The organism is Thalassolituus sp. ST750PaO-4 (genome assembly GCF_020320405.1).
In the GTDB taxonomy this organism is placed as follows: Bacteria; Pseudomonadota; Gammaproteobacteria; order Pseudomonadales; family Oceanobacteraceae; genus Venatoribacter; species Venatoribacter alkanivorans.
Genome location: NZ_JABVCB010000005.1, coordinates 749513 through 772000, shown reverse-complemented (window position 1 = coordinate 772000; position 22488 = coordinate 749513). Strand labels below are relative to the sequence as shown.

General features: G+C 54.9%; 18 protein-coding genes. 12 read left to right on the top strand and 6 right to left on the bottom strand.

Going from position 1 to position 22488, the window contains the following annotated elements:
* Positions 1-2: 2 nt before the first annotated feature.
* Together HUF18_RS05880 and argC are read right to left on the bottom strand one after the other, a co-directional pair.
* The gene (locus HUF18_RS05880; RefSeq protein ID WP_225691481.1) at positions 3-734 is read right to left on the bottom strand and encodes a DUF6776 family protein; all 732 of its coding nucleotides are present in this window, start codon (positions 732-734) and stop codon (positions 3-5) included.
* Between the two features lie 29 nt (positions 735-763).
* Positions 764-1795 carry an N-acetyl-gamma-glutamyl-phosphate reductase gene (argC, locus tag HUF18_RS05875; RefSeq protein WP_145466821.1) on the bottom strand — a complete coding sequence of 344 codons (1032 nt, stop codon included), beginning with the start codon at positions 1793-1795 and terminating at the stop codon, positions 764-766.
* 139 nt (positions 1796-1934) lie between these two features.
* Between argC and HUF18_RS05870 the strand changes: the two genes are divergently transcribed.
* Genes HUF18_RS05870 through HUF18_RS05855 form a run of 4 tightly spaced genes read left to right on the top strand, consistent with a single transcriptional unit; the run spans position 1935 to position 5998 of the window.
* Positions 1935-3677 carry a chloride channel protein gene (locus HUF18_RS05870; protein ID WP_225691480.1) on the top strand — a complete coding sequence of 581 codons (1743 nt, stop codon included), beginning with the start codon at positions 1935-1937 and terminating at the stop codon, positions 3675-3677.
* A complete protein-coding gene (gene hemJ, locus HUF18_RS05865; protein WP_225691479.1) occupies positions 3677-4102 on the top strand; it encodes a protoporphyrinogen oxidase HemJ in 426 nt (141 codons plus the stop codon). The genes HUF18_RS05870 and hemJ overlap by 1 nt, the downstream gene beginning before the upstream one ends.
* Positions 4103-4124: 22 nt before the next feature.
* Positions 4125-5420 (top strand): glutamate-1-semialdehyde 2,1-aminomutase, encoded by a 1296-nt coding sequence (gene hemL, locus HUF18_RS05860; protein WP_222428489.1) that lies wholly within the window; start codon positions 4125-4127, stop codon positions 5418-5420.
* The gene (locus tag HUF18_RS05855) at positions 5417-5998 is read left to right on the top strand and encodes a hypothetical protein (RefSeq protein ID WP_225691478.1); all 582 of its coding nucleotides are present in this window, start codon (positions 5417-5419) and stop codon (positions 5996-5998) included. Before hemL ends, HUF18_RS05855 begins: the two co-directional genes overlap by 4 nt.
* Positions 5999-6085: 87 nt before the next feature.
* On the opposite strand, the gene HUF18_RS05850 is transcribed toward HUF18_RS05855, so the two are convergent.
* The 3 genes from HUF18_RS05850 to mrcB all read right to left on the bottom strand — a co-directional run bounded on the left by HUF18_RS05850 (position 6086) and on the right by mrcB (position 10081).
* The gene (locus tag HUF18_RS05850; protein ID WP_225691477.1) at positions 6086-7147 is read right to left on the bottom strand and encodes a hypothetical protein; all 1062 of its coding nucleotides are present in this window, start codon (positions 7145-7147) and stop codon (positions 6086-6088) included.
* Between the two features lie 124 nt (positions 7148-7271).
* Positions 7272-7754, bottom strand: a complete 483-nt coding sequence (locus HUF18_RS05845; protein WP_225691476.1) for a tetratricopeptide repeat protein — start codon at positions 7752-7754, stop codon at positions 7272-7274.
* Positions 7733-10081 carry a penicillin-binding protein 1B gene (gene mrcB / locus HUF18_RS05840; RefSeq protein WP_225691475.1) on the bottom strand — a complete coding sequence of 783 codons (2349 nt, stop codon included), beginning with the start codon at positions 10079-10081 and terminating at the stop codon, positions 7733-7735. Before mrcB ends, HUF18_RS05845 begins: the two co-directional genes overlap by 22 nt.
* Positions 10082-10714: 633 nt before the next feature.
* Here mrcB and HUF18_RS05835 point away from each other — a divergent pair.
* The 6 genes from HUF18_RS05835 (at position 10715) to HUF18_RS05810 (ending at position 18875) form a co-directional block, all read left to right on the top strand.
* The gene (locus HUF18_RS05835) at positions 10715-11809 is read left to right on the top strand and encodes a polyamine ABC transporter substrate-binding protein (RefSeq protein ID WP_225691495.1); all 1095 of its coding nucleotides are present in this window, start codon (positions 10715-10717) and stop codon (positions 11807-11809) included.
* Between the two features lie 108 nt (positions 11810-11917).
* Positions 11918-13054, top strand: a complete 1137-nt coding sequence (locus tag HUF18_RS05830; protein WP_145466837.1) for an ABC transporter ATP-binding protein — start codon at positions 11918-11920, stop codon at positions 13052-13054.
* Entirely contained in the window at positions 13051-13977 is a 927-nt protein-coding gene (locus tag HUF18_RS05825) for an ABC transporter permease subunit (RefSeq protein ID WP_225691474.1), read from the top strand. Before HUF18_RS05830 ends, HUF18_RS05825 begins: the two co-directional genes overlap by 4 nt.
* 12 nt (positions 13978-13989) lie before the next feature.
* On the top strand, positions 13990-14805 hold the full coding sequence (locus HUF18_RS05820; protein WP_145466841.1) for an ABC transporter permease subunit: 816 nt from the start codon (positions 13990-13992) through the stop codon (positions 14803-14805).
* Positions 14806-14973: 168 nt separating this feature from the next.
* Positions 14974-17889 carry a bifunctional [glutamate--ammonia ligase]-adenylyl-L-tyrosine phosphorylase/[glutamate--ammonia-ligase] adenylyltransferase gene (glnE, locus tag HUF18_RS05815; protein WP_225691473.1) on the top strand — a complete coding sequence of 972 codons (2916 nt, stop codon included), beginning with the start codon at positions 14974-14976 and terminating at the stop codon, positions 17887-17889.
* Between the two features lie 56 nt (positions 17890-17945).
* Positions 17946-18875 (top strand): branched-chain amino acid transaminase, encoded by a 930-nt coding sequence (locus HUF18_RS05810; protein ID WP_225691472.1) that lies wholly within the window; start codon positions 17946-17948, stop codon positions 18873-18875.
* Positions 18876-18990: 115 nt separating this feature from the next.
* On the opposite strand, the gene HUF18_RS05805 is transcribed toward HUF18_RS05810, so the two are convergent.
* Complete coding sequence (locus HUF18_RS05805; protein ID WP_225691471.1) at positions 18991-19833, bottom strand: hypothetical protein; 843 nt, start codon at positions 19831-19833, stop codon at positions 18991-18993.
* Positions 19834-20002: 169 nt separating this feature from the next.
* Here HUF18_RS05805 and HUF18_RS05800 point away from each other — a divergent pair, with 169 nt between their 5' ends.
* The gene (locus tag HUF18_RS05800; protein WP_225691470.1) at positions 20003-20800 is read left to right on the top strand and encodes a class II glutamine amidotransferase; all 798 of its coding nucleotides are present in this window, start codon (positions 20003-20005) and stop codon (positions 20798-20800) included.
* Positions 20800-22431, top strand: coding sequence for an alkaline phosphatase (locus HUF18_RS05795; RefSeq protein WP_225691469.1), 1632 nt, complete (start codon positions 20800-20802; stop codon positions 22429-22431). The genes HUF18_RS05800 and HUF18_RS05795 overlap by 1 nt, the downstream gene beginning before the upstream one ends.
* Positions 22432-22488 lie beyond the last annotated feature (57 nt).

Here is a 22488-nt window from a genome sequence, read left to right as displayed (position 1 = left end):
CCTTATTGGGGCCAGTCGATGGTTTGTTCGACGCGCTGTGCTTTACCGCCGGTGGATTGCAGAACAACCTGCACCTGTTGCGGCACGAAACCAGCCGGTAATCTGAGATCACCTGCTACTTCCTGAAAATAACGGAACCTGAACTTTACGCCCAGATCGGTCACATTACTGTCGAGATCACGTAACGGCAGGATAACTTTTTCCGCGCCCTGCATACCGACAAAATTCACCGCCGCCAGCCCGGAAATATAAGAGCTGTTGTCGGCAACCTGAGTCATCATGATGGAGTAGCGGAAGGTTTCGGCACCTTCCTGCGGCTGAATCTCAACTTTACTGATGCGCAGGCCTTTATCATTGGCACTCGGTGCCATGATGCCTTTATAGAAAGCCACTTCCTCTTCAAGGGTGGATATCTGCGCTTTCAGCTCTTTAACCGTCTGACGGATACCTTCGGTGGCCTTACGGTCAACCTGGCCACCTTTCTCCAGAACACCCACACGCTGGGTCAGATTGGTAATGGTACGCTCAGCATCCTGCAGCGCCGACTGTAACGTATCACGGGCGGTGGTCAGCTGCTGAATGCTGCTCATGCTGTCATAAACACCACCAAAGTAACCACCAACACCCACCGCCACAATAAACAGCACCATATACAGGGTGCGACGGAAGCGCTCCCACGGCCGGTACTGTCGAATAATCAGCTGATCTTGTTGGCTACCTTTTACTACCGCCATGCGTGTGTCCTTATTGGTTTATGTATATATCAGGGCAACAGGGCAACCTGTTTCAGGCCGGCATCTTCGGCCAGACCAAACATGATGTTCATGTTCTGTACCGCCTGACCCGACGCGCCCTTAACCAGGTTGTCGATAACCGACAACACGATCACCTGACCGGTATGGGCGTGATGATGAACGGCAATACGACAGACGTTGCTGCCTTTCACACTGCGTGTTGCAGGGTGACTGCCAGCCGGCATAACGTCAACGAAGGGTTCGTTAGCGTAACGTGCTTCGTACAACGCCTGCAGATCTTCTGCCAGCCCCGGAGCCTGAGCATAGAGTGTAGAATGAATTCCACGGATCATCGGCGTCAGATGCGGAACAAAGGTAAGGTTGACCGCTTTACCCGCGGCGCGTTCCATACCCTGACGGATTTCCGGTAAATGACGGTGCCCTTTAACCGCATAGGCCATCATCGATTCGCTGGCTTCGCACAACAGCGAACCCACGCTGGCACCACGACCGGCACCACTGACGCCGGATTTACAGTCGGCAATCAGCATCTGCTCAGGTAACAGGTTATTTTCCAGCAGCGGCAGGAAACCCAGCTGTACCGAGGTTGGGTAACAGCCCGGCACCGCAATCAGACGCGCTTCTTTAATTTGTGCGCGGTTTACTTCCGGCAGACCATATACCGCCTGCGGCAGAATGCCTTTGGCACCATGTGGCTGGCCGTACCATTTTTCCCACTCAACTGCGTCCTGCAGACGGAAGTCAGCGGACAGGTCGATCACGCGGGCGCCGGTATTCAGAATTTCTTCCGCCAGCGAGTGAGCAACACCGTGTGGCGTGGCAAAAAACACCACATCGCACTCACCCAGCGTCTGTACATCAGGTACGCTGAAGCGCAGATCGGTATGACCACGCAGGTTGGGGAACATATCAGCCACCGGCAGGCCATCTTCACTGCGCGAGGTGATCACCTTCAGCTCAACGTCCGGATGGTTTACCAGAATTCTGAGCAGTTCTACACCGGTGTATCCGGTGCCACCAACGATACCGACTTTAATCACGCCAAACCTCGTATGTCAGAAGACCGCCCCGCAAAAACGGGGAGCGGTTAAATACAGAAAGGCAGGTATAATACTGATTCTTGTCCCCCGTTGACACCACGCCGGTAAGCCCATTACCGGATAAGGATGCCGGTTTACCGTGAAGCGCCTCAGACAACAGTGGCTCAGCCTGATTTCTTTGTCAGATAACCAGATCGGTCTGGCGTTACTCTCCCTGCTGGCGGGCCTAGCCAGTGCGCTGGTGATCACCCTGTTCCGCCTGGCGATTGAATTTCCCTTTGTCACTCTGCTGCCGGTTGCCAACTCCGACGACTTCGAGAACCTCAGCGAAACTGCCCGTATCGCTCTGTTGTGTGGTGGCAGCCTGCTGCTGATCGTTATTTTTTACCTGGTTAAACCCGAGCGCCGCGGCGTTGGCGTAACCCATGTGCTGCAACGGATGGAATCGCATCAGGGCTATCTGCCGCAGCCGAATATTGTACTGCAGTGGTTTGCCGCGGTGATCGCCATTATCAGCGGCCACAGCGTTGGGCGCGAAGGGCCGGCCATTCATCTTGGTGCCGGTACCGCCAGCCAGATTGGCCAGAGCGTTGGTCTGGCGCATCACCGCCTGCGGATTATTGCCGGAGCCGGTGTCGCCAGTGCGATTTCGGCGTCGTTTAACACACCAATGGCGGGCGTCATCTTCGCTATGGAAGTGGTGCTGCTGGAATACAACATCCGCGGTTTTATTCCGATTATTCTCGCCTCGGTCGCCGGTGCCATTGTCAGCGAAGCGGTATTCGGTGCGCAGACTGCCTTTGCCGTGCCCGGCGTTGATATGAATTCGCTACTGGAAATTCCTTATATTCTTGCCCTCGGCATTATTGGCGGCATCGTCGCCAGCGGTTTTATTCTGCTGGTACGGTTTTTTCAGCGCCTGAATCCTCTGCCGCTGTGGCTTAAATGGGGCGGGCTGACCGCCGTCACCGTGGCGATCAGCCTGTACCTGCCGCAGGTAATGGGGATCGGCTACGACACGGTGAACGATGCCCTGGCCGGCAAGGTGGTGATGGGAACCCTGTTTGGCTTACTGCTGGCCAAACTGGTGCTGGCCGCCTGGGCCGCCGCTGTGGGTTTTCCCGCCGGTTTAATCGGCCCGACCTTATTTATCGGTGCCGCATTGGGTGGCCTGCTGGGCCAGTTATCCGCCTGGTGGCTGCCGCAGTATCCGGTGTCTGTCGGTTTTTATGCATTATTGGGTATGGCCGCCTTAATGGGCGCGGTATTACGCGCGCCGCTGGCCGCTCTGGTGGCACTGCTGGAACTGAGCGCCAACCCGAACATTATTATGCCGGGCATGCTGACCATCGTGATTGCCAGTCTGGTGGTGAGTGAAATCTTCCGTCTGCCATCGGTGTTCGAAGTGCAGCTCGGCGGCGGCCACAATTATCAGCAGCCCGACCCGGTGCAGCAGATGTTGCGCAATACCTGGGTGGCCGAAGCGATGGAACAATCTTTTGTCTCCGCCTCGCGTCAGCTGTCACCGGAAGCCGCCGGATTTATCCTGCAACGCGAACCGGAGTGGCTGTTACTGGAAGAAGAAAACGTTATTCTGCCGCCAGCCGCAGTGGCCGAGGCACTGAGCCTGCGTAAAGAACAGGAAGAAGAAAGCGGTGAGCGCAACGATGACGATATTGATCTGATTGCCATCCCCGCCGACCGTCAGCAGGTTGAGCGTATTTCGCTTAAAGCCAATCTGCAGGATGCCTTAGACCTGATGCAGCAGCATCACTTACAATGGCTGGCCGTTTATCGCGATGACCAGTCCAGCCGCTGTGTTGGCATTGTCTCACGCACACACATTGAACACTTCTATCACTACCAGCCAAGAGGCCGTTGATGCTCTGGGTAAAAGCCTTTCACATTGTTGCCGTCGTCACCTGGTTTGCCGCGATTTTTTATCTGCCACGTCTGTTTGTTTATCACGCCAGCGCCGAAGATCAGATGTCGCGTGAGCGTTTTAAAATCATGGAACGCAAGCTGTATCGCGGCATTATGACACCGTCGATGATTGTGGTGCTGGCGCTGGGCGCCTGGCTGCTGACATTTAATCCGCGCTACTACTTTATCGACAGCCACTGGATGCACGCCAAGCTGACGCTGGTTGCCCTGCTGGTGATTTACCATTTTTACTGCGGCCACTTATTAAAAGTATTCCGCGACGATAACAACCAGCGCAGCCATGTGTTTTACCGCTGGTTTAACGAAATTCCCGTCTTCATGCTGATCGCCATTGTTATTCTGGTGGTCGTGCGTCCGTTTTAACTTCTTGTAAAAAGAGAGTGCTATGAGTTATTCCATCGCCCAGTCCGAAGCCCTGTTTGCCGCCGCACAGAAACACATTCCCGGCGGAGTTAATTCACCGGTGCGTGCATTTAAAGGCGTGGGCGGCACCCCGATTTTCTTCGATCATGCAAAAGGCGCTTATGTGTTTGACGCCGACGGCAACCGCTATATCGATTACGTGGGCAGCTGGGGGCCAATGATTCTGGGCCACAGCGCCGATGAAATTCTCGACGCCGTACGCGCCCGTATGGATAAAGGCCTGAGCTTTGGCGCACCGACCCATATCGAAATCGAAATGGCCGAAGAAGTGTGCAAACTGATTCCGTCCATGGATATGGTGCGTATGGTGAACTCCGGCACCGAAGCCACCATGAGTGCGATTCGTCTGGCGCGTGGTTTTACCGGCCGCGATAAACTGGTGAAATTCGAAGGCTGCTACCACGGCCACGCCGATTCCCTGCTGGTAAAAGCCGGCTCCGGCATGCTGACCTTAGGTGTGCCAACCTCTCCGGGCGTGCCGGCCGCCGTTGCCGCCAACACCATCACCCTCGACTACAACAATCTCGACAGCGTTAAAGAATGCTTCGCGCAAATGGGCGACGAAATTGCCTGTGTGATCATCGAGCCGGTGGCCGGCAATATGAACTGTATTCCGCCAAGCAAATCTTTCCTGCAGGGTCTGCGTGAGCTGTGTACCGTGCACGGCGTGGTGCTGATTTTTGATGAAGTCATGAGTGGTTTCCGCGCAGCACTGGGCGGCGCTCAGGAATATTACGGCATCGTGCCGGACATGACCTGTCTGGGAAAAGTCATTGGCGGCGGTCTGCCGGTGGGTGCCTTTGGTGGTAAGCGTGAAATTATGGAATATCTGGCACCGCTGGGCCCTGTCTATCAGGCCGGTACACTGTCGGGTAATCCGCTGGCGATGGCTGCCGGTTTAGCCATGCTGAAAGCCATTCAGAAGCCAGGTTTCTACGACCAGCTGAACGCCCGTGTGCAATTATTGCTGAACGGCCTGCAGGCCGCTGCCGATGCGCACAATATTCCGTTTACCCACAACAGCGCCGGTTCTATGTTTGGTTTCTTCTTTACCGGGCTGAAAGAAGTAAACACCTTCCGCGATGTGGCCGACCACTGCGATGGTGCGCGTTTTAATCAGTTCTTCCACGGCATGCTGAAAGAAGGCGTTTACCTGGCGCCAAGTTCTTTTGAAGCCGGTTTTATGTCCATCGCCCACAGCGAGCAGGATATTCTGGAAACCATCGCCGCCGCTGATCGGGTAATGGCAACGCTGTGATGGATCCGTTATTTGCTGCATTAATGCTGTTGCTGGTCAGCGCCTGGCTGTGCCTGCAGCAGCGCCCAAACCAGCAACAGCCAAATGACGGAATAAAAGCAGAATGGCGCGGCGAATCGGCCGCGCGTTTTGCTGCGGGCCTGTTACTGCTCTGCGCGGCGGCCGCCGAACTGTTTCAGCTACCGCCCAACGCCACATTATTACTGCAACAGCTGAGCCTGTACGCTGCCCTGCCGTTATTGATTATTGTGCTCGGCGCTCAGGCGCTGGGGTATCAGTGGTCACGGATGATTTGGGGACGGGTACTGCTGGCATTATGTGTGGTGTTTGAGCTCTGCCGCCGTAATAACCAGCTCGATGCGTTGCTGATTACCATCGCTGCGGCAGCCGTAATCGCCCTGCTGCTGGCGCTGTGGAAGCTGGCAAAAATCCGTATCTGGCTGGCCGCGCAACTGATTATGGCCTGCGGCGCACTGGCCTGGATATCAGCCAGCCAGAATCAACCGGAACCGCTGTTATTTTGGCTAAGCATGATCAGCATCAGTGTGATGCCGATATGGGCGGAGCGGTTGCGCTGATCGGTCTGTTCAAAAAAAGAGGAGGGAATTTTCCCTTCTCCCCATCTGAGCCAGAATTAACAACAGGAATTACCACAAGCCGGTGCTTTACCAGAACTCATCAACAACCGGATTCTGATTTACCGGCAATACAGGTTCTGATTTCACCCGCAGCTCACTCTGACTCCCCAGTAAAGACAACGTTATTTCGGTATCGCCCTGAGCATAGCCCTGATAAGTGGCGTTCATTTTCATATCAACACCCAGCGACTGAACCTGATTAAGCACTGTCTCGAGCCCGCGACTCTGATTGTTCATCTGACCTTGTCCGGCCACTTTCGCCATGCTCATCAGGTACTGATTGATCTGATCCATGTATTTGGCGTCTTCTTCGGAAAGAGGCTTACCGGATGAATACTGAATCGCGAGGCTTCGGTAATCCGATTCTGACTCCGGTTTTGTTCTCCGCCATATTTCAACCCGCGCTTCAAATTCCTCAAACGTTTCCAAAGCACCCATAGAAATACTGCCTGGTTTACCAACCAGCAGCTCTTCCTTGTATGAGAAATCGAGATTGATGCGGTTGCCACTCGGCAGAGTCAGGGACGCAGATGCGTTAAATTCGTTGGTGACAATGCCGCCCCCTTTGGAAGCGTCATTAGGGCGGGGGCCGTAAGTAACCGCATCCTGCCTGTACATCATCGAAGGTGAATATTCCGCGACTCCGTATTCCAGCTTCATATTGCCCGAGGCCTGACCGGCACTGAACAGCGCCAGATCATGGCCAGGGTTCAGCTTGCCGCTGATAAGGTCGGCATTAACCTGACGGACTTTCTCGGCATCGGCCAGACCCTGAGCATTGGAAATTTCCATATAGTGCAGCGACTGATCGGAGGTGAAATCCACGACGTTCTTGTTGTCATCCAGCAGGTTGAGCTGGCTGCCGGAACCCACGCCATTCTGCTGGTAACCGACATAGCGCTGAGCATCCTGCCAGACCTGCAGAGACACCTGCGTTGTTGGCGCAGCGACACTGATGCCGCCATGGTGAGTAACCAGGTTCTCAAGGGGATAGGGCTCAGCCGGGCCATTCACCTGGCTGTCGGCCTGCTGACTGGCCGGAAGGTTTGCTGCCTGCATGACAGCCGATAACGGAGTGGTAATGTCCATGCGAGTCGTCCTTACTCTGCGGCTTTAACCTGTTATCGGCATCCGCTCCGGATGTTTAGGCACAGCATGAGCTTATAACGCGACATTACCAACAACTGACATAACTGACAGTATGCTTTTACTGTTACCCCAACGCCGCCTGCCGTCTGAGGTTATCCGCCTCGGCACCACGCCCCTGCGCATCCAGCGCTTCGGCCATTAACAAACGCAAACGCCGGGTTAATTCCATGTCGCCACCAGCAAATACCAGCGCGCGCTGCAGTAACTGTTCGGCGCGCACGGCATCGCCCATCTGCAGGCTGACCCAGGCCTGACGATAAAATACCGCCGGGTTGCGCGGCTGAATCTGGCGCGCCTGATCAAGGTAAGTCATGGCTTTACGCCACAGCTGTTGCTGGCGTGCCTGTTCGGCTTTGGCAAACAAACTGGCAACCGCCGGGTGATGTTCGCCCTGACTGAGCGAGGCCAGCATACCGTCCTGCCACTGAGGCAGATCGTCGGCCGTTGCCTGTTGCTGTTCCGGTTTTGGCGGCAGCGGTGTACAGCCGCTCAGCCCACCCAGAAAAATAAGAAGAGATACAGCACTCAGAACAACCAGTCGAACCACGATTTTTTCTCCTCAGGCGCCGGTTCAGGCTGAAGCGGCTGACAGTCAGGCAGCGAAGCCGGTAAACGGCTGCTGATAAAAGGATAAAGCGTACCACGGCAACCGCCGCCCACCAGCTCGCCACGTTCATTGACTGCCGCAGAACGTAACGCCGAGGCTGGCAACAATGGTTCGCTGCCAACGGTGCGGAAGGTATCCAGCCAGATTGGCAGAGCGGCGCTGGAACCGGCGAAAGGCATCGGCTGGTTGTCGTCGCGTCCGACCCAGATAATGCCGAGATAGCGGTTATCGAAACCGGCAAACCAGGCATCGCGCTGGTCATCACTGGTACCGGTTTTCGCCGCCAGCGGGCCGTTAAGTACCTGAGTTAAACGCCGTGCGGTACCGCGTTCAGCCACCTGTTCCATGCCATAGCGCAGCCATTGCATCATCGCCGGGTCGAAGGCCTGGTCGCCACGCAGCGCATAGGACGATAACGTCTGTCCCTGTCCGGTGGTGACCGCTTCAATGGAACGCAATGGCATCACAAAGCCCTGCGAGGCGATGGTCTGATACATGCCAGCGACTTCATAGGGCGACAGCGAAATAGCCCCCAACAGCATCGACGGATACGGCGGCACTTCGGCCTGCAGGCCCAGTTTATGGAAGGTGGCGGCAACATTGCTCAGCCCCACTTTCATGCCCAGACGGGCGGTGGCCTGATTCAGCGACAGCGCCAGACCATCGACCATCGGTACCACGCCGTGGGAGCGGTGATCGTAATTCTGCGGCTGCCATAACTGGCCGCCGGGGCCAGATACCGACACCGGCTTATCTTCCAGCGGCGTGCCCCAGTGGTAACGGCCACTCTGCAGCGCGGTTAAATACACCACCGGTTTGGCCAGCGAGCCGATGGCACGTTTGGCGGCCAGAGCGCGGTTGAAACCAAAGAATTCTGCCTGACGCGAGCCCAGCAACGCCCGCACTTCGCCGCCATCGACGCTGGTAATCACCGCTGCGGTTTCGAGCTGACCTTTGAGTTTGGCCGAGCGGCTTTCCAGCTGTGCCAGCTGACGTTCGGCCGCCTGCTCTACCGCATGCTGGGCCCAGGGGTCGAGGGTGGTGAAGATATGCAGACCTTCGCTTTGCAGATCTTCCAGCCGGTAATCACGCTGCAGCTGCGCTTTGGCCAGTTCAAGGAAGGCCGGATATTCACGCTGACCGGCGCGGCGCGAATCGGCGGTCACCAGCGGCTGACCCTGCGCCAGAATGCGCTGGGCATCGGAGATAATGCCGTTCTCGGCCATTAACCCCAGAATCAGGTCGCGGCGCTGTTTCGAGCGTTCCGGGTTACGGCGCGGATTATAATAAGACGCGCCTTTGACCAGCCCGACCAGTGTGGCGATTTCGGCGGTATTCAGCTCCTGCACCTGTTTACCGAAATAAAAACGCGAGGCCAGACCAAAGCCATGAATCGCCCGGCGCCCGGCCTGCCCTAAATACACTTCATTTAAATAGGCCTGCAGAATCTGCTCTTTGCTGTAATGCAGCTCCAGCAGCAGTGCCATTAAGGCTTCCTGAACCTTACGCGCCAGAGTGCGCTCGCTGGTTAAAAAGAAATTCTTCACCAGCTGCTGGGTCAGGGTAGAGCCCCCCTGCACAAAACCACCGGCCTTGACGTTGGCCAGCATGGCGCGGGCAATACCACGCAACGATACGCCCCAATGATCGAAGAAGGCTTTATCTTCGGTAACGATCAGCGCGGCGACTAAAGCCGGCGGAATCTGCTCCAACTTAACCAGTTCACGGTCTTCGTTATGAGCCGGGAAAATACCGCCGATGTATTGGGGCTCCAGCCGCACCAGCGCCTGGTCGTCGCCGTCTTCAACAATGTTGCTGACCCGTCCCTGAGCGAATTCCAGCCGCAGCTTGCGCGCCGGTTCCTGACCGTCCCAGAACGGAAAAGCACGGCGATAAACCACCCAGTCATCGCCATCGCGGTAATAACTGCCCGGACGCACCGCCCCGGCCTGTTCACGGTAATCGGCCCATTCCAGTTCGGCTTTTAATTGCTCCGGGCTGAGCAGCAGCCCCGGATACAGCGCCAGCGGCCGGGCAAACACCTTGGCCGGCAGCGTCCATTTATTACCATCGAACTTGGCCCGCACCTGAGCATCCAGATACACCAGCCCGGCCAGAGTCAGCACCAGCCCCACCAGCATCAGTCGTAATAGCCACACCAGCCAACGTGGCCAGGCTTTGGCTTGATTCCGGGCCGCCGGACGGCGGGAAGCTGAACGCTTGGCAGAGGGGGAACGGGACGTCTTTTTACCGTTACGGGAAACCATCAGAACCTTCACTTTTTATCGTTGGCGGCATCATAACAGGCCACTGTTTACCCGCCTAACAGCAACCCGCTCTACAGCCATAACTACAAACAGGTGGATATCAGAGCACCGGATGACAGAAACCAGCGGTCTGCGAACCTGTCATTCTGAACAGCAAAGATGACGAGCGCACGACAGCTATGTGCGGTATATGCCTGTTCCCTGACATCATCATAAATAACAATGAGGACAGTTAAGTGCCGAATCGCGGACACAGGGCCTGCATTTATGGCGCTCTGCCGTACGCTGCTGTAAAGCCTGCGGTTGCAGCTGCGGCGCGGGTTTCCGCCGCAGTTGGCAGGCATAAAGCGGCCGTCATTTGAACAAGAGATATTAATCGTGACAATCCAATCTATTATCTGTATTTTTTGCGGAATATTGCCATTATGGCGCGCAGCAGCAGGGCGACGAATATGGCGATCTGTCTATGCAAACTGGCACTAAGAAATGGCGTACTCTTACCTCGGGCTTCGGTCTGCAGGTGGCATTAAGATACTCCCGAATTTCTTATGAGACCGGATAAACCGCTGAAGGTTTATCTGTTTTATTGGCTTCCCTCACGGGGAACGGAGCTGGAGAACTGGCTTAATGAAAATGCGTTTATTGGGTATTGGTTCCATGGCAGCCGCACTGATGGCAACTGCTGTTACTGCATCTGCTCAGGAAGAACTGCATATTTATAACTGGTCTGATTATATCGCCGAAGACACCATCGCCAATTTTGAAAAGGCGTCCGGTATCAAGGTGACCTATGACGTATACGACTCCAACGAAGTTCTGGAAGCCAAACTGCTGGCTGGCCGCAGCGGCTATGATCTGGCCTTCCCGACCGCACGCCCGTTTGCCGACCGTCTGATCCGCGCCAAGCTGTATCAGTCTTACGACAAGAGCAAGCTGAGCAACTACGACAATCTGGATAAAGTTATCCTGAAATCCCTGAGCGATATCGACCCGGGCAACCAATATCTGGTGCCTTACATGTGGGGTACTACCGGTCTGGCTTATAACGTCGACAAAGTAAAAGCGATTCTGGGCGACGATATGCCACTGGACAGCTGGAAGCTGGTATTCGACCCGGAAATCAGCAAGAAGCTGTCAGCCTGTGGTGTTGCCCTGATGGACGACCCGACGGAAGTATTCGTTGCGGCCCGCGCTTATCTGGGCAAACCAACCGACGACTTCAGTAAGAAAGCCATTCAGGAAGCGGCCGATGTAATCGCCGGAGTACGCGCCAATATCCGTTACTTCCACAGCTCACAGACCATTAACGATATGGCCAACGGCGATATCTGTGTAGCCCACGGTTACTCCGGCGATATGCTGCAGGCTCAGGCCCGCGCTGCCGAAGCAGCCAACGGCGTCAACGTTGAATACATCGTACCGAGCGAAGGCGCTGTGGTATGGACCGACGTTGCCGTAATTCCGGCCGACGCACCAAACCCAGCCGCAGCACATAAGTTCATCAACTACCTGCTGCAGCCGGAAGTAATTGCACCTATTTCCAACTATGTGGCTTATGCCAACGCCAACGCCAAAGCCACTCCGCTGGTTGATGCCGAAGTGCGTAACAACCCGGGCATTTATCCGCCGGCTGCTACCCAGGAAAAACTGGTAGTGCTGAAAACGCCGACCGATAAAGAAGCACGTAATATGTCCCGTATGTGGACGCGGGCGAAAACCGGTAAATAATTCGCTGTTCACCGGATTACGCCGACCAGAACCTCGCAACGTTGGTTGCGGGGTTTTTTCATTTATCGGCAAACCTATTAACCGTTTCACTGGAGCGTCCGGAACGAGATGACACAGATTCGTCCAGCATCCTCTGAGCAGCCCTGGGCTGCGCCTGAAGAAGAGCCTATTGTCCGCATCGACAAGGTAACCAAGACCTTTGGTTCTACCTACGCCGTCGATGAAATCAGTCTGAATATTCACCGTGGCGAATTTTTCTCGCTGCTGGGTGCGTCGGGCTGCGGCAAAACCACCCTGCTGCGTATGCTCGGTGGTTTTGAAACCCCGACCTCCGGCCGGATTTATATCGACGGTCAGGACGTGACCGATGTGCCGCCGTACCTGCGTCCGATCAATATGATGTTCCAGAGTTATGCGCTGTTCCCGCATATGAATGTGGCGCAGAACATTGCCTTTGGTCTGAAGCAGGAACGTATGCCGTCGGCCCTGATCCGCGAACGCGTGGCCGAGGTAATGGCGCTGGTACAGATCGAAAAACTGGCAACGCGTAAACCGCATCAGTTATCCGGTGGTCAGCGTCAGCGTGTGGCACTGGCACGGGCACTGGCCAAGCAGCCGAAAATTCTGCTGCTCGACGAACCGCTGGGCGCGCTGGATAAAAAACTGCGTGAACACACTCAGTTCGAGCTGGTGAATATTCAGGAACGTCTGGGCATTACCTTTATTATCGTGACCCACGATCAGGAAGAAGCCATGACCATGTCATCGCGTATCGCCCTGATGCACGATGGCCGTATCGAGCAGGTCGATGCGCCGCGCCGTATGTACGAATTTCCGGCCACCCGTTATGCCGCCAGCTTTATCGGCTCGGTTAACCTGTTTAACGGCCATGTGGTGTCCCATGAAAATGACATGGTGCTGATTCATTCGGAAGAAGCCGGCAGCGATCTGCTGGTGCATCACAGTCAGCCGCTGAACCCGGGCATGGAAGTGACCGTGGCTATCCGTCCGGAAAAAATCGCCGTACGTGATCATCACGGCGATGATCCGAACAGCATTCACGGCATTATTCAGGAAATTGCTTACCTCGGTGACGTGTCCATTTACCACGTTGAACTGCCAAGCGGTAAGCGTGTGCAGTTTACCCAGTCAAACGTACTGGCTCTGGCCGAACAACCACTGACCTGGGGACAGGAAGTCGCGCTCAACTGGAATGCTTACAGCTGTGGGGTGCTGACTCAATGAACGGCTGGCTGCTGCAATTAAACAACCGTATCCGTGCGCTGGTGCCGGGTAAGGGTCTGATTGTTGGCGCGCCCTGGTTCTGGCTGGCGCTGTTTTTTGTACTGCCTTTTCTGTTTGTACTGAAAATCAGCCTGGCCGAACCGCAACTGGCACAACCGCCCTATCAGGACTGGATCCGCGAAATTGAAGACGGCCTGATCACCATTAAGCTGAATTTCGGCAATTACGCCATGCTGTGGGAAGACGAGCTCTACCGCGATGCATTGTGGGGTTCGTTTGAAATTGCCGCGATTTCGACTTTTTTCTGTCTGCTGATCGGTTATCCGATGGCCTATGCCATTGCCCTGGCACCGACGCACTGGCGCATGCCACTGCTGATGCTGGTGATTCTGCCGTTCTGGACTTCGTTCCTGATCCGCGTCTACGCCTGGATTGGTATTTTAAAAAATAACGGTCTGCTCAATCATTTTTTAATGAGTATCGGCCTGATCGATCAGCCACTGGAAATTCTGCATACGCCCACCGCGGTATATATCGGCGTGGTGTACAGCTATCTGCCGTTTTTAGTGTTGCCGTTGTACGCCACCTTAGTGCGGCTGGATAACACGCTGCTGGAAGCAGCGGCGGATCTCGGTGCGCGGCCATGGAAACAGTTTTTAACCATTACCCTGCCACAATCGGTGCCCGGCATTTTAGCCGGTTCGATGCTGGTATTTATTCCGGTGATGGGCGAATTCGTGATTCCTGACCTGCTTGGTGGCCCCGACACCCTGATGATCGGTAAGCTGATGTGGACCGAGTTCTTCAGTAATAAAGACTGGCCATTAGCCTCGGCGCTGGCGTCGGTATTACTGGTGGTACTGATTATTCCGTTCGTGCTGATGCGTCATTACGAACAGAAAGCCGCCGAAGAACTGAAGTAGGGGAAAGGTCATATGTTAAAACGCTATCCACTGCTGTTTGGTCTGCTGTTTCTCGGTTACGCCTTTCTGTATCTGCCGATTTTCAGCCTGATTATTTATTCGTTTAACGAAAGCCGTCTGGTCACTGTGTGGGGTGGTTTCAGTACCAAATGGTACGGCGAATTAATCAACAACGGTCCGCTGCTCGATGCCGCCTGGCTGAGTATTAAAATTGCTGCGTTAAACGCATCGCTTGCTGTGGTACTGGGCACGCTGGCGGCGCTGACGCTGGTGCGTCTGCGCGGTATCCGCGGTCATAAAAGCCTTGGCGTCATGGTGACGGCACCGCTGGTGATGCCGGAGATTATTATCGGTTTATCGCTGCTGCTGTTGTTTGTGGCGATGGAAGATTTAATCGGCTGGCCCGCTGGCCGTGGTCAGACCACCATTCTGCTGGCGCACGTTACCTTCTCCATGGCTTATGTCACGGTGATTGTGCAGAGCCGTCTCGCGCATATGGATACTTCCATTGAAGAAGCGGCTCTCGATCTGGGCGCACGGCCGGTAAAAGTCTTTTTTGCCATTACCCTGCCGATGATCGCTCCGGCGCTGGCTGCCGGCTGGCTGCTGGCCTTTACCCTGTCGATGGATGATCTGGTGATCGCCAGCTTTGTCTCCGGTCCGGGATCAACGACCCTGCCAATGGTGGTGTATTCCAGCGTGCGTCTGGGCGTCAGCCCGCAGATTAACGCGCTGGCGACCATTATTATCGCCGTGGTATCCACCGCGGTATTAATTGCCGGTGTCACCATGTACCGCAAAGAGCTGAAGGCGCAGCGTAAGAGCTGACAACTCTGTGGGAGTGACTTTAAGTCACGATACTCATCGCGGCAGCAATGCCGCTCCCACACCTCATCCCCTTATCCTTTATTAATTGCCCTGCCTCTGTTTTTTACTCAGCAAAAAACGCTAGAGTATTGGCTTCCTGTTCTGATCAATAACGGAGCCCGCCCTTTTATGCTGTCCGCCGCACTGCACGACCACTGGCAACAGGTTACCACCGGCCTGACCGATCACGGTGAACGCACCGGTTTCGACTGGCCCGCGCTGTGGCAAAGCCTGAGTACCGAACAACAGGCTCGGGCGCAAAAAGTGCTGAGCATCAGCGACTACGTGGCAGACGCCCTGCCGCGCGAGCCGCACTGGTTTACCGCCTCTTTGGCAGAAGACCGGCTGTCGCAGCCGCTGCCACGTGCCACCATCAGCCAGTGGCTGGATGAACTCAGCGCCGGTGCAGAAAGCGACGAAGACTGGCACAAAGCGGTGCGCGTATTACGCCGCCGGGCGATGGTGCAGATTATCTGGCGCGACCTGCTGCGTCTGGCGCCAACACTGGAAACCACCCGTGCGCTGTCCGATCTGGCCGATGAGTGTGTGGTGCGTTCGCTGGAATTTCTGAGCCGTTCATTATTTGAACGTCATGGCCGGCCCATCGGTAAAGCAAGCGGCAATGAGCAGCAGATGCTGGTGCTGGGTATGGGCAAACTCGGCGCTTACGAGCTGAATTTAAGCTCCGATATCGACCTGATTTTTACCTATCCGGAAAGCGGCGAAACCAGCGGGCCGAAGGTCATTACCAATCAGGAATTTTTTGTAAAACTCGGGCAGAAGCTGATTCAGGCGCTGGATAAACACACCGCCGATGGTTTTGTTTTCCGCACCGATATGCGCCTGCGTCCTTACGGCCAGAGCGGTCCGCTGGTGATGAACTTTGCCTCTGTAGAAGAGTATTACCAGGATCAGGGCCGCGACTGGGAACGCTACGCCATGGTTAAGGCGCGCATTATGAACGGCGAGCAAAGTGCAGAAGCGAAAGAACTGCTGAGCATTCTGCGTCCCTTTACCTACCGTGTATACGTCGACTACAGCGCCTTTGCCTCGCTGCGTTCGATGAAGGCGATGATCAACGCCGAAGTGCGCCGCCGTGGTCTGGAAATGAACGTGAAACTCGGTGCCGGTGGCATCCGCGAAGTGGAATTTATCGTGCAGGCGTTCCAGCTGATCCGCGGCGGTCAGGATAAGAGCTTACAGACCCGCGAGCTGGTAAAAGTGCTGGGCATTCTGCAGGCCGAAGGCTATCTGCCGGCCGCCGCCTGCGACGAGCTGAAGCAGGCCTATTTATTTCTGCGTGACAGCGAACACGCGCTGCAGGCATTAAACGACGAACAGACCCAGCTGCTGCCGGAAGATGACAGCCAGCGCGCCCGGGTGGCTTTAGCGCTGGGCTTCAGCGACTGGGACAGCTACCTGAACGAGCTGGAGCAGCACCGCAGCAAAGTGCGTCATCATTTCGCCCAGATCGTCGCCAGCGATGACGACAACGAAGAAACCGACGAGCTGCAGCAGGTGTGGACCGATCTCTGGCTCGGCGAGCTGGACGAGCAACAGGCCGCTGCCTTTCTTGAGCAGCATCCCTGCGCTAACTCAACGGAAGTGCAACAGCAGCTGAGCAATTTCCGCGATTCCCGTACCGTGCTGAAAATGCAACAGATTGGCCGCGAGCGTCTCGATGCCTTAATGCCGCTGCTGCTGCAGCAACTGTGGCAACAGCCTGAGCCAGTCACCACGCTGGAGCGCATCGTGCCGCTGCTCGAAGCCGTGGTACGCCGTACCGCCTATCTGGTGCTGCTGAAAGAAAATCCGCAGGCCTTAACCCAGCTGGTTAAGCTCTGCGGTGCATCCAGCTGGGTGGCGGAATACATCACCCAGACGCCGCTGCTGCTGGACGAATTATTAAGCCCGGCCAACCTCTACCGTTTGCCGGAGCGCAAAGAACTGGCAGAAGAATTACACCTGCGCCTGCTGCGTGTTGATCCGGAAGATCTGGAACAGCAGATGGAACAGCTGCGTCAGTTTGTGCGCGCACACAAACTGCGCGCCGCCGCCTGCGAAGTAATGGATGCCCTGCCGCTGATGAAAATCAGCGACTACCTGACCTGGCTGGCGGAAGTGACGCTGCAGACAGTGATGGAGCTGTCGTGGAGTCAGATGGTGGCCAAATACGGTTACCCGACCAATACCGCCGGCGAAGCGGTAAGCCAGCCGGAATTTGCCGTTATCGGCTATGGCAAAGTCGGCGGACTGGAGCTGAGCTACAGCTCCGACCTCGATCTGGTGTTACTGCACAACAGCGCCAGCGGCCGCTATACCGATGGCGAGCGCAGCCAGGACAACGGTGTGTTCTATACCCGCATGGGCCAACGCATGATTCATATCCTGACCACCCAGACCCGCTCCGGCGATCTGTACGAAGTCGATATGCGCCTGCGCCCGTCCGGCAACTCCGGCATGATCGTCGCCTCGATGAAAGCCTTTGAGGAATATCAGCAGAAGCACGCCTGGACCTGGGAGCATCAGGCGCTGGTACGCGCCCGCGTATTGTGTGGCAGCCAGCAGGCAGCGGATGAATTTCAGGCCATCCGCAACGCCACCCTCAGCCAGCCACGCGACCTTGGTAGCCTGCGCGAAGAAGTGCGAGCCATGCGTCAGAAAATGGTGGATAATCTCGGCTCCAAAGATACAAGCGGCCAACAATTTCACCTGAAGCAGGACGCCGGGGGTATTGTTGACATCGAGTTTCTGGTTCAATACGGGGTTCTGGCCTGGTCACACCAATACCCAGAGCTGTTAGACGTTACCGACAACATGCGGTTGCTGGACGCGTTCGACACAGCCGGTCTGATGGATCCACAAGATTGTCAGACCCTGCAGGAAACCTACCTGTCCTACCGAGCCGAAACTCACCGGCGTGCATTGCAGAAACAAAAGCTGTTACTGGATTCAGACACCCTGTCCAAACTTGGCTTCAATGCGCGGCGCAACGATGTGACCCGACTGTGGAAACTCTGGTTGGAGACTGATACGGCCTCGTGATTACGCGTATCATCCCCGGAACACATATTTTTTACTGAATTTAGAGTGAGGTCCTTATGCTACCTTCCATGTCCGACCGCGATGGTCTGATCTGGCTAGACGGAGAGTTGGTTGACTGGCGCGAAGCGAAAGTCCACGTACTGACTCACACCCTGCACTACGGCATGGGCGTTTTTGAAGGGGTGCGGGCTTACGAAACAGCACAGGGCGCGGCGATTTTCCGCCTGCAGGAACACACCGACCGCCTGTTCAACTCGGCCCACATCCTGAACATGAAACTGCCTTTCAGCAAAGCCGAGATTAACGAAGCTCAGCGTGCTGCTGTGCGTGAGAACAACCTGAAAAGCGCCTATATCCGCCCGATGGCATTCTACGGTTCTGAAGGTATGGGCCTGCGCGCCGAAAACCTGAAAGTACACGTGATGGTTGCTGCCTGGGAATGGCCAGCCTACATGGGCGAAGAAGCCAAAACCCAGGGTATTAAAATCCGTACCTCAAGCTTTACCCGCCACCATGTGAACATCACCATGTGTAAGGCCAAAGCCAACGGTAACTACATGAACTCCATGCTCGCCCTGCGCGAAGCACTGGACAGTGGCTGTGAAGAAGCCCTGCTGCTGGATAACGAAGGCTACGTGGCCGAAGGTTCCGGCGAGAACTTCTTTATGGTGAGCAACGGCGTGATGTACACCCCGGAACTGACTTCCTGCCTGGACGGTATTACCCGCCGCACCATTATGGAAATGGCGCGCGCCCGTGGTATCGAAGTGCGTGAAAAACGCATCACCCGCGACGAAGTGTATATCGCTGATGAAGCCTTCTTCACCGGTACTGCCGCTGAAGTACTGCCAATCCGCTCACTGGATGGCCGTATCATTGGTGAAGGCCGTCGTGGCCCGGTAACCGAAATGCTGCAAACCATGTATTTCGATACCGTAACTGCTAAAGATCCGTTTAACGCTGAGTGGGTTACTCCGGTTAAATAAGCCGGTGCTTTAAGCGTTAGTAATAAAAAACCCCGGCCTGCCGGGGTTTTTTATATCTGACAAACGTCGTTACAACATTGTCGTCCTGTCAGAGTCATCTGATCACTATCAGCGCTTACAAAAGAACCTGTCCATTAAAGGTCAGATTCCAGGTACAGGTTTCCGTATCACCACCATCCACCTCGGTAGAGCTACCTGAACCTGTTCCGCTGATCACAGCAGTTTCAGGATTGACTGTCAGTGTATAGCTTTCCTGTGAGGTATAACTGTAGCCGTCTTCCGTTTCCTTGTCTGAGCTTTTAATAGTAAAAGTATTTCCTTCTGCAGCAGAAAAAGATTCTTTATAATCGGAATTCAATGTACGGATATAGCCCTTTTTCCAGTTGATAACAGAATAATCGTCATAATCTATAGAGTAAGGGCCATCACCGCAGTTTTCATTACCGGTTATTGAATGTTTAACCAGGTTTTCACCACCGGCCAGCTTCAGCGTTTCACGGTTAAGAGTTGTCAGTATCAGTTCAAAATTACCTGAACTTTCAATACTTTCAACGCTGACACTATAATTCACGTTATTTGCTGCATCAAAAATAATATATTCTTCGGAGGAATATGTATCGGCATATTCACTCACCGAGTAGTCGCTCGCGCGTACAGCAAGATCCAGATCTTCCGCTCCGGAGGTCAGACGCACGAGAACATTATCAACGTCTGCCTGAGCCAGATAATTGAAATCCAGAGTTGCACCATCACCGATAGAGCCTGTATTACGGCTGTGTAAAATGATACTGTCTGCATCATTAACCGTTGCAGAGGTCAGTGATGGCTGGCTAGGGGCGCTCAGCAGAGCACTTTCGTTAATGCTGATATTCAAGCCATTATTACTGCTGCTATCATCACCACCACAGGCCGTCAACAACGCCGCTGCGAATAAAGCTCCACTTACTTTAACTTTCATAAGAAATGTCCTTAATATGTATATATCCAAGAGGCCACATTCTACCGTTATTAAATAGCCAGTGCAGCTGTTAATCTGCGACAAATATCGATATACCTATATTGGATTCCCTACCTCATAATGATTACTGTTATCAGAATTTTTTTCTGACCAAAAAAGGCCTGATTATATGTGCGAACTCCTTGGCATGAGTGCCAACACCCCGACCGATTTATGCTTCAGTTTTACCGGCCTGACCCAGCGCGGTGGTAATACCGGGCCGCATAAAGATGGCTGGGGCGTGGCCTTTTATGAAGGTAAGGGCGTACGCCAGTTTCATGACCCACAACCCAGCTGCGAATCACCCATCGCCGGCTTGCTGCAGAACTATCCGATCAAAAGCAAAAATGCGATCTGCCATATCCGCCAGGCCAATGTCGGCGATATCTGCCTCGCCAATACCCATCCTTTTGTGCGCGAACTCTGGGGGCGCCACTGGGTGTTTGCCCATAATGGACAGGTGCCGGATTTTGTCCGTCATGTCGGTATGTATGAACCGGTAGGCGATACCGACAGCGAAAATATTTTCTGCGATTTAATGAACCGTGTGCGTCAGACATTACCGCGCGATGCCATGCCACAGCAGCTGGCCGAATGCCTGGTCAGCTTTGCCCATGAATACGCTCAGCAGGGTGTGTTTAATTGTCTGCTCAGCAATGGCGACTGGTTGTTTACCTACTGCAGCACCAAGCTGGCCTGCATCACCCGCCGCGCACCCTTTGGCCCGGCACAATTAAAAGATGCCGACGTTACCGTCGACTTTGCCGCCGAAACCACCCCCAACGATGTGGTCAGCATTATCGCCACCGAGCCATTAACCGCCGAGCAGGACTGGCATATTTACCAACGCGGTGAGTGGAAATTATGGCAACTGGGCGAAGTGGTTGCTGAAGGTTTAACCTCTCTGCCGCCACGGGAAAGCAACTGATGCGCCTGCGTTCTTCAGCTCCGTTTTCTGCCTTGTTTTTTGCCCTGCTGCTTGCTCTGTTTTCTGTTCTGAGCTGCAGCGCGGATATACCGGCCGGAGAAAACAAACCTGCGGGCGTTCGCAATATTATTTTGTTAATCGGTGATGGCATGGGCCCGGCGCAGTTTGGTCTGCTGGAAAGTTATGCCCGCCGCGCGCCCAACAGTATTTATCAGGGCCGGCCAACAGCGGTCAGCCAGTTAATGCAACAGGGGAAAGTGCTGCTGTCCGATACCGGGCCGCATGACGTGTTGGTCACCGACTCGGCCTGCTCAGCCACACAGCTCGCTATTGGCGAAGCCAGTGGCAGCGAAATGATTGGCTTAAATGCCCGTGGCGATCGCGTTGAAACCATACTGCAAAAAGCCAAACGTGCCGGCATGCGTACCGGTCTGGTTTCCGACACCCGTATTACCCACGCCACCCCGGCCGCTTTTGCCGCACACCAGCCACATCGCCGCTTTGAAAATGAGATAGCCGCCGATCTGTTAACCACCGCCCCGGATTTAATGCTGTCCGGCGGACTGCGTTATTTTCTGCCGCAGGACGCTGCAAACATCAGCACAGAGCAGCAAAAAAAAATCAGCGCAGCGCAATTAACCTTAAAATCAAAACGCACAGACCAGCGCAACCTGCTCAGCAAAGCGCAACAGCAGGGTTATGCACTGGCCTTCAGTCGCGATCAATTAGCGCAACAGCAACATTTACCTGTGCTTGGTTTATTTGCCAGTTCGGCCATGGATGATGCAATTTATGCCCGCCAGAATCCGGCTTCCGCACAACCGGATTTAAACGAATTAACGCGCAAAGCGCTGCAGTTACTGGGCGCTTCTGAGCACGGCTTTTTTCTGATGGTGGAAGGTGGCCAGATCGACTGGGCCGGGCATAACAACGATGCTGGCGCCCTGCTGCATGAACTGCTGCGTTTTGATGCTGCGATTCAGGAAGTGGTGAACTGGGCAGCAGACCGCGATGATACTCTGGTGGTATTAACCGCCGACCATGAGACCGGCGGCTTTGGTTTTTCCTACAGCGCGCACGATGTTCCGGCGGCCAGAACGCTACCCGGTAATGGTATGCGCGGTCAGGCTTTTGCCCCCAACTATAATTTTGCGCCACTGAGTCTGCTCGATCGTTTATACGCACAGAAAAAAGGCTATTACCGCCTCTGGGCCGATGCCAGCACGGATGCCAGCTCAGACGGCAATAAAGGCTTACCCACAGCGGATTCGTTAATGGCCGAAGTGAATGCTGCACTGGATTTTCCGTTTTCGCGCACACAGGCCGAACGGGTCTTGCGCCGCGATCCCAATCCGCATTTTGATCCGCAGACCGATGACCCGGCAGGCGCAACTCAGCCGCATATCGAAGACTTCAGTGATTTTTACGTATACCGCGAAGAGCGCTATCTGAATGCACTGGCTCGTGAGCTGGCCTCTGCACAAAGCGTGGTGTGGAGTACCGGCACTCATACCGCAGCGCCGGTGCCGGTGGTTATCAGCGGACCAGAGCCGATACTGCAGAATTTTCAGGGTTTTACCCAGCATGCAAAATTAGGGCATCAGCTGAAAGCGCTGATTAAAACCGACTGAACCGGGCCGACTGAACAGAGTCGAATGAAAAAATTGGCCGGCACCAGATAACCGGCA

Excerpts from the sequence above, each read along its gene's own strand:
- HUF18_RS05800 (WP_225691470.1), top strand. The coding sequence starts at position 20,003 with ATGTGCGAACTCCTTGGCATGAGTGCCAACACCCCGACCGATTTATGC.
- HUF18_RS05830 (WP_145466837.1), top strand. The coding sequence starts at position 11,918 with ATGACACAGATTCGTCCAGCATCCTCTGAGCAGCCCTGGGCTGCGCCT.
- glnE (WP_225691473.1), top strand. The coding sequence starts at position 14,974 with ATGCTGTCCGCCGCACTGCACGACCACTGGCAACAGGTTACCACCGGC.
- HUF18_RS05850 (WP_225691477.1), bottom strand. The coding sequence starts at position 7,147 with ATGGACATTACCACTCCGTTATCGGCTGTCATGCAGGCAGCAAACCTT.
- HUF18_RS05795 (WP_225691469.1), top strand. The coding sequence starts at position 20,800 with ATGCGCCTGCGTTCTTCAGCTCCGTTTTCTGCCTTGTTTTTTGCCCTG.
- HUF18_RS05825 (WP_225691474.1), top strand. The coding sequence starts at position 13,051 with ATGAACGGCTGGCTGCTGCAATTAAACAACCGTATCCGTGCGCTGGTG.
- HUF18_RS05880 (WP_225691481.1), bottom strand. The coding sequence starts at position 734 with ATGGCGGTAGTAAAAGGTAGCCAACAAGATCAGCTGATTATTCGACAG.
- HUF18_RS05810 (WP_225691472.1), top strand. The coding sequence starts at position 17,946 with ATGCTACCTTCCATGTCCGACCGCGATGGTCTGATCTGGCTAGACGGA.
- HUF18_RS05835 (WP_225691495.1), top strand. The coding sequence starts at position 10,715 with ATGCGTTTATTGGGTATTGGTTCCATGGCAGCCGCACTGATGGCAACT.
- mrcB (WP_225691475.1), bottom strand. The coding sequence starts at position 10,081 with ATGGTTTCCCGTAACGGTAAAAAGACGTCCCGTTCCCCCTCTGCCAAG.
- HUF18_RS05820 (WP_145466841.1), top strand. The coding sequence starts at position 13,990 with ATGTTAAAACGCTATCCACTGCTGTTTGGTCTGCTGTTTCTCGGTTAC.
- hemJ (WP_225691479.1), top strand. The coding sequence starts at position 3,677 with ATGCTCTGGGTAAAAGCCTTTCACATTGTTGCCGTCGTCACCTGGTTT.
- hemL (WP_222428489.1), top strand. The coding sequence starts at position 4,125 with ATGAGTTATTCCATCGCCCAGTCCGAAGCCCTGTTTGCCGCCGCACAG.
- HUF18_RS05805 (WP_225691471.1), bottom strand. The coding sequence starts at position 19,833 with ATGAAAGTTAAAGTAAGTGGAGCTTTATTCGCAGCGGCGTTGTTGACG.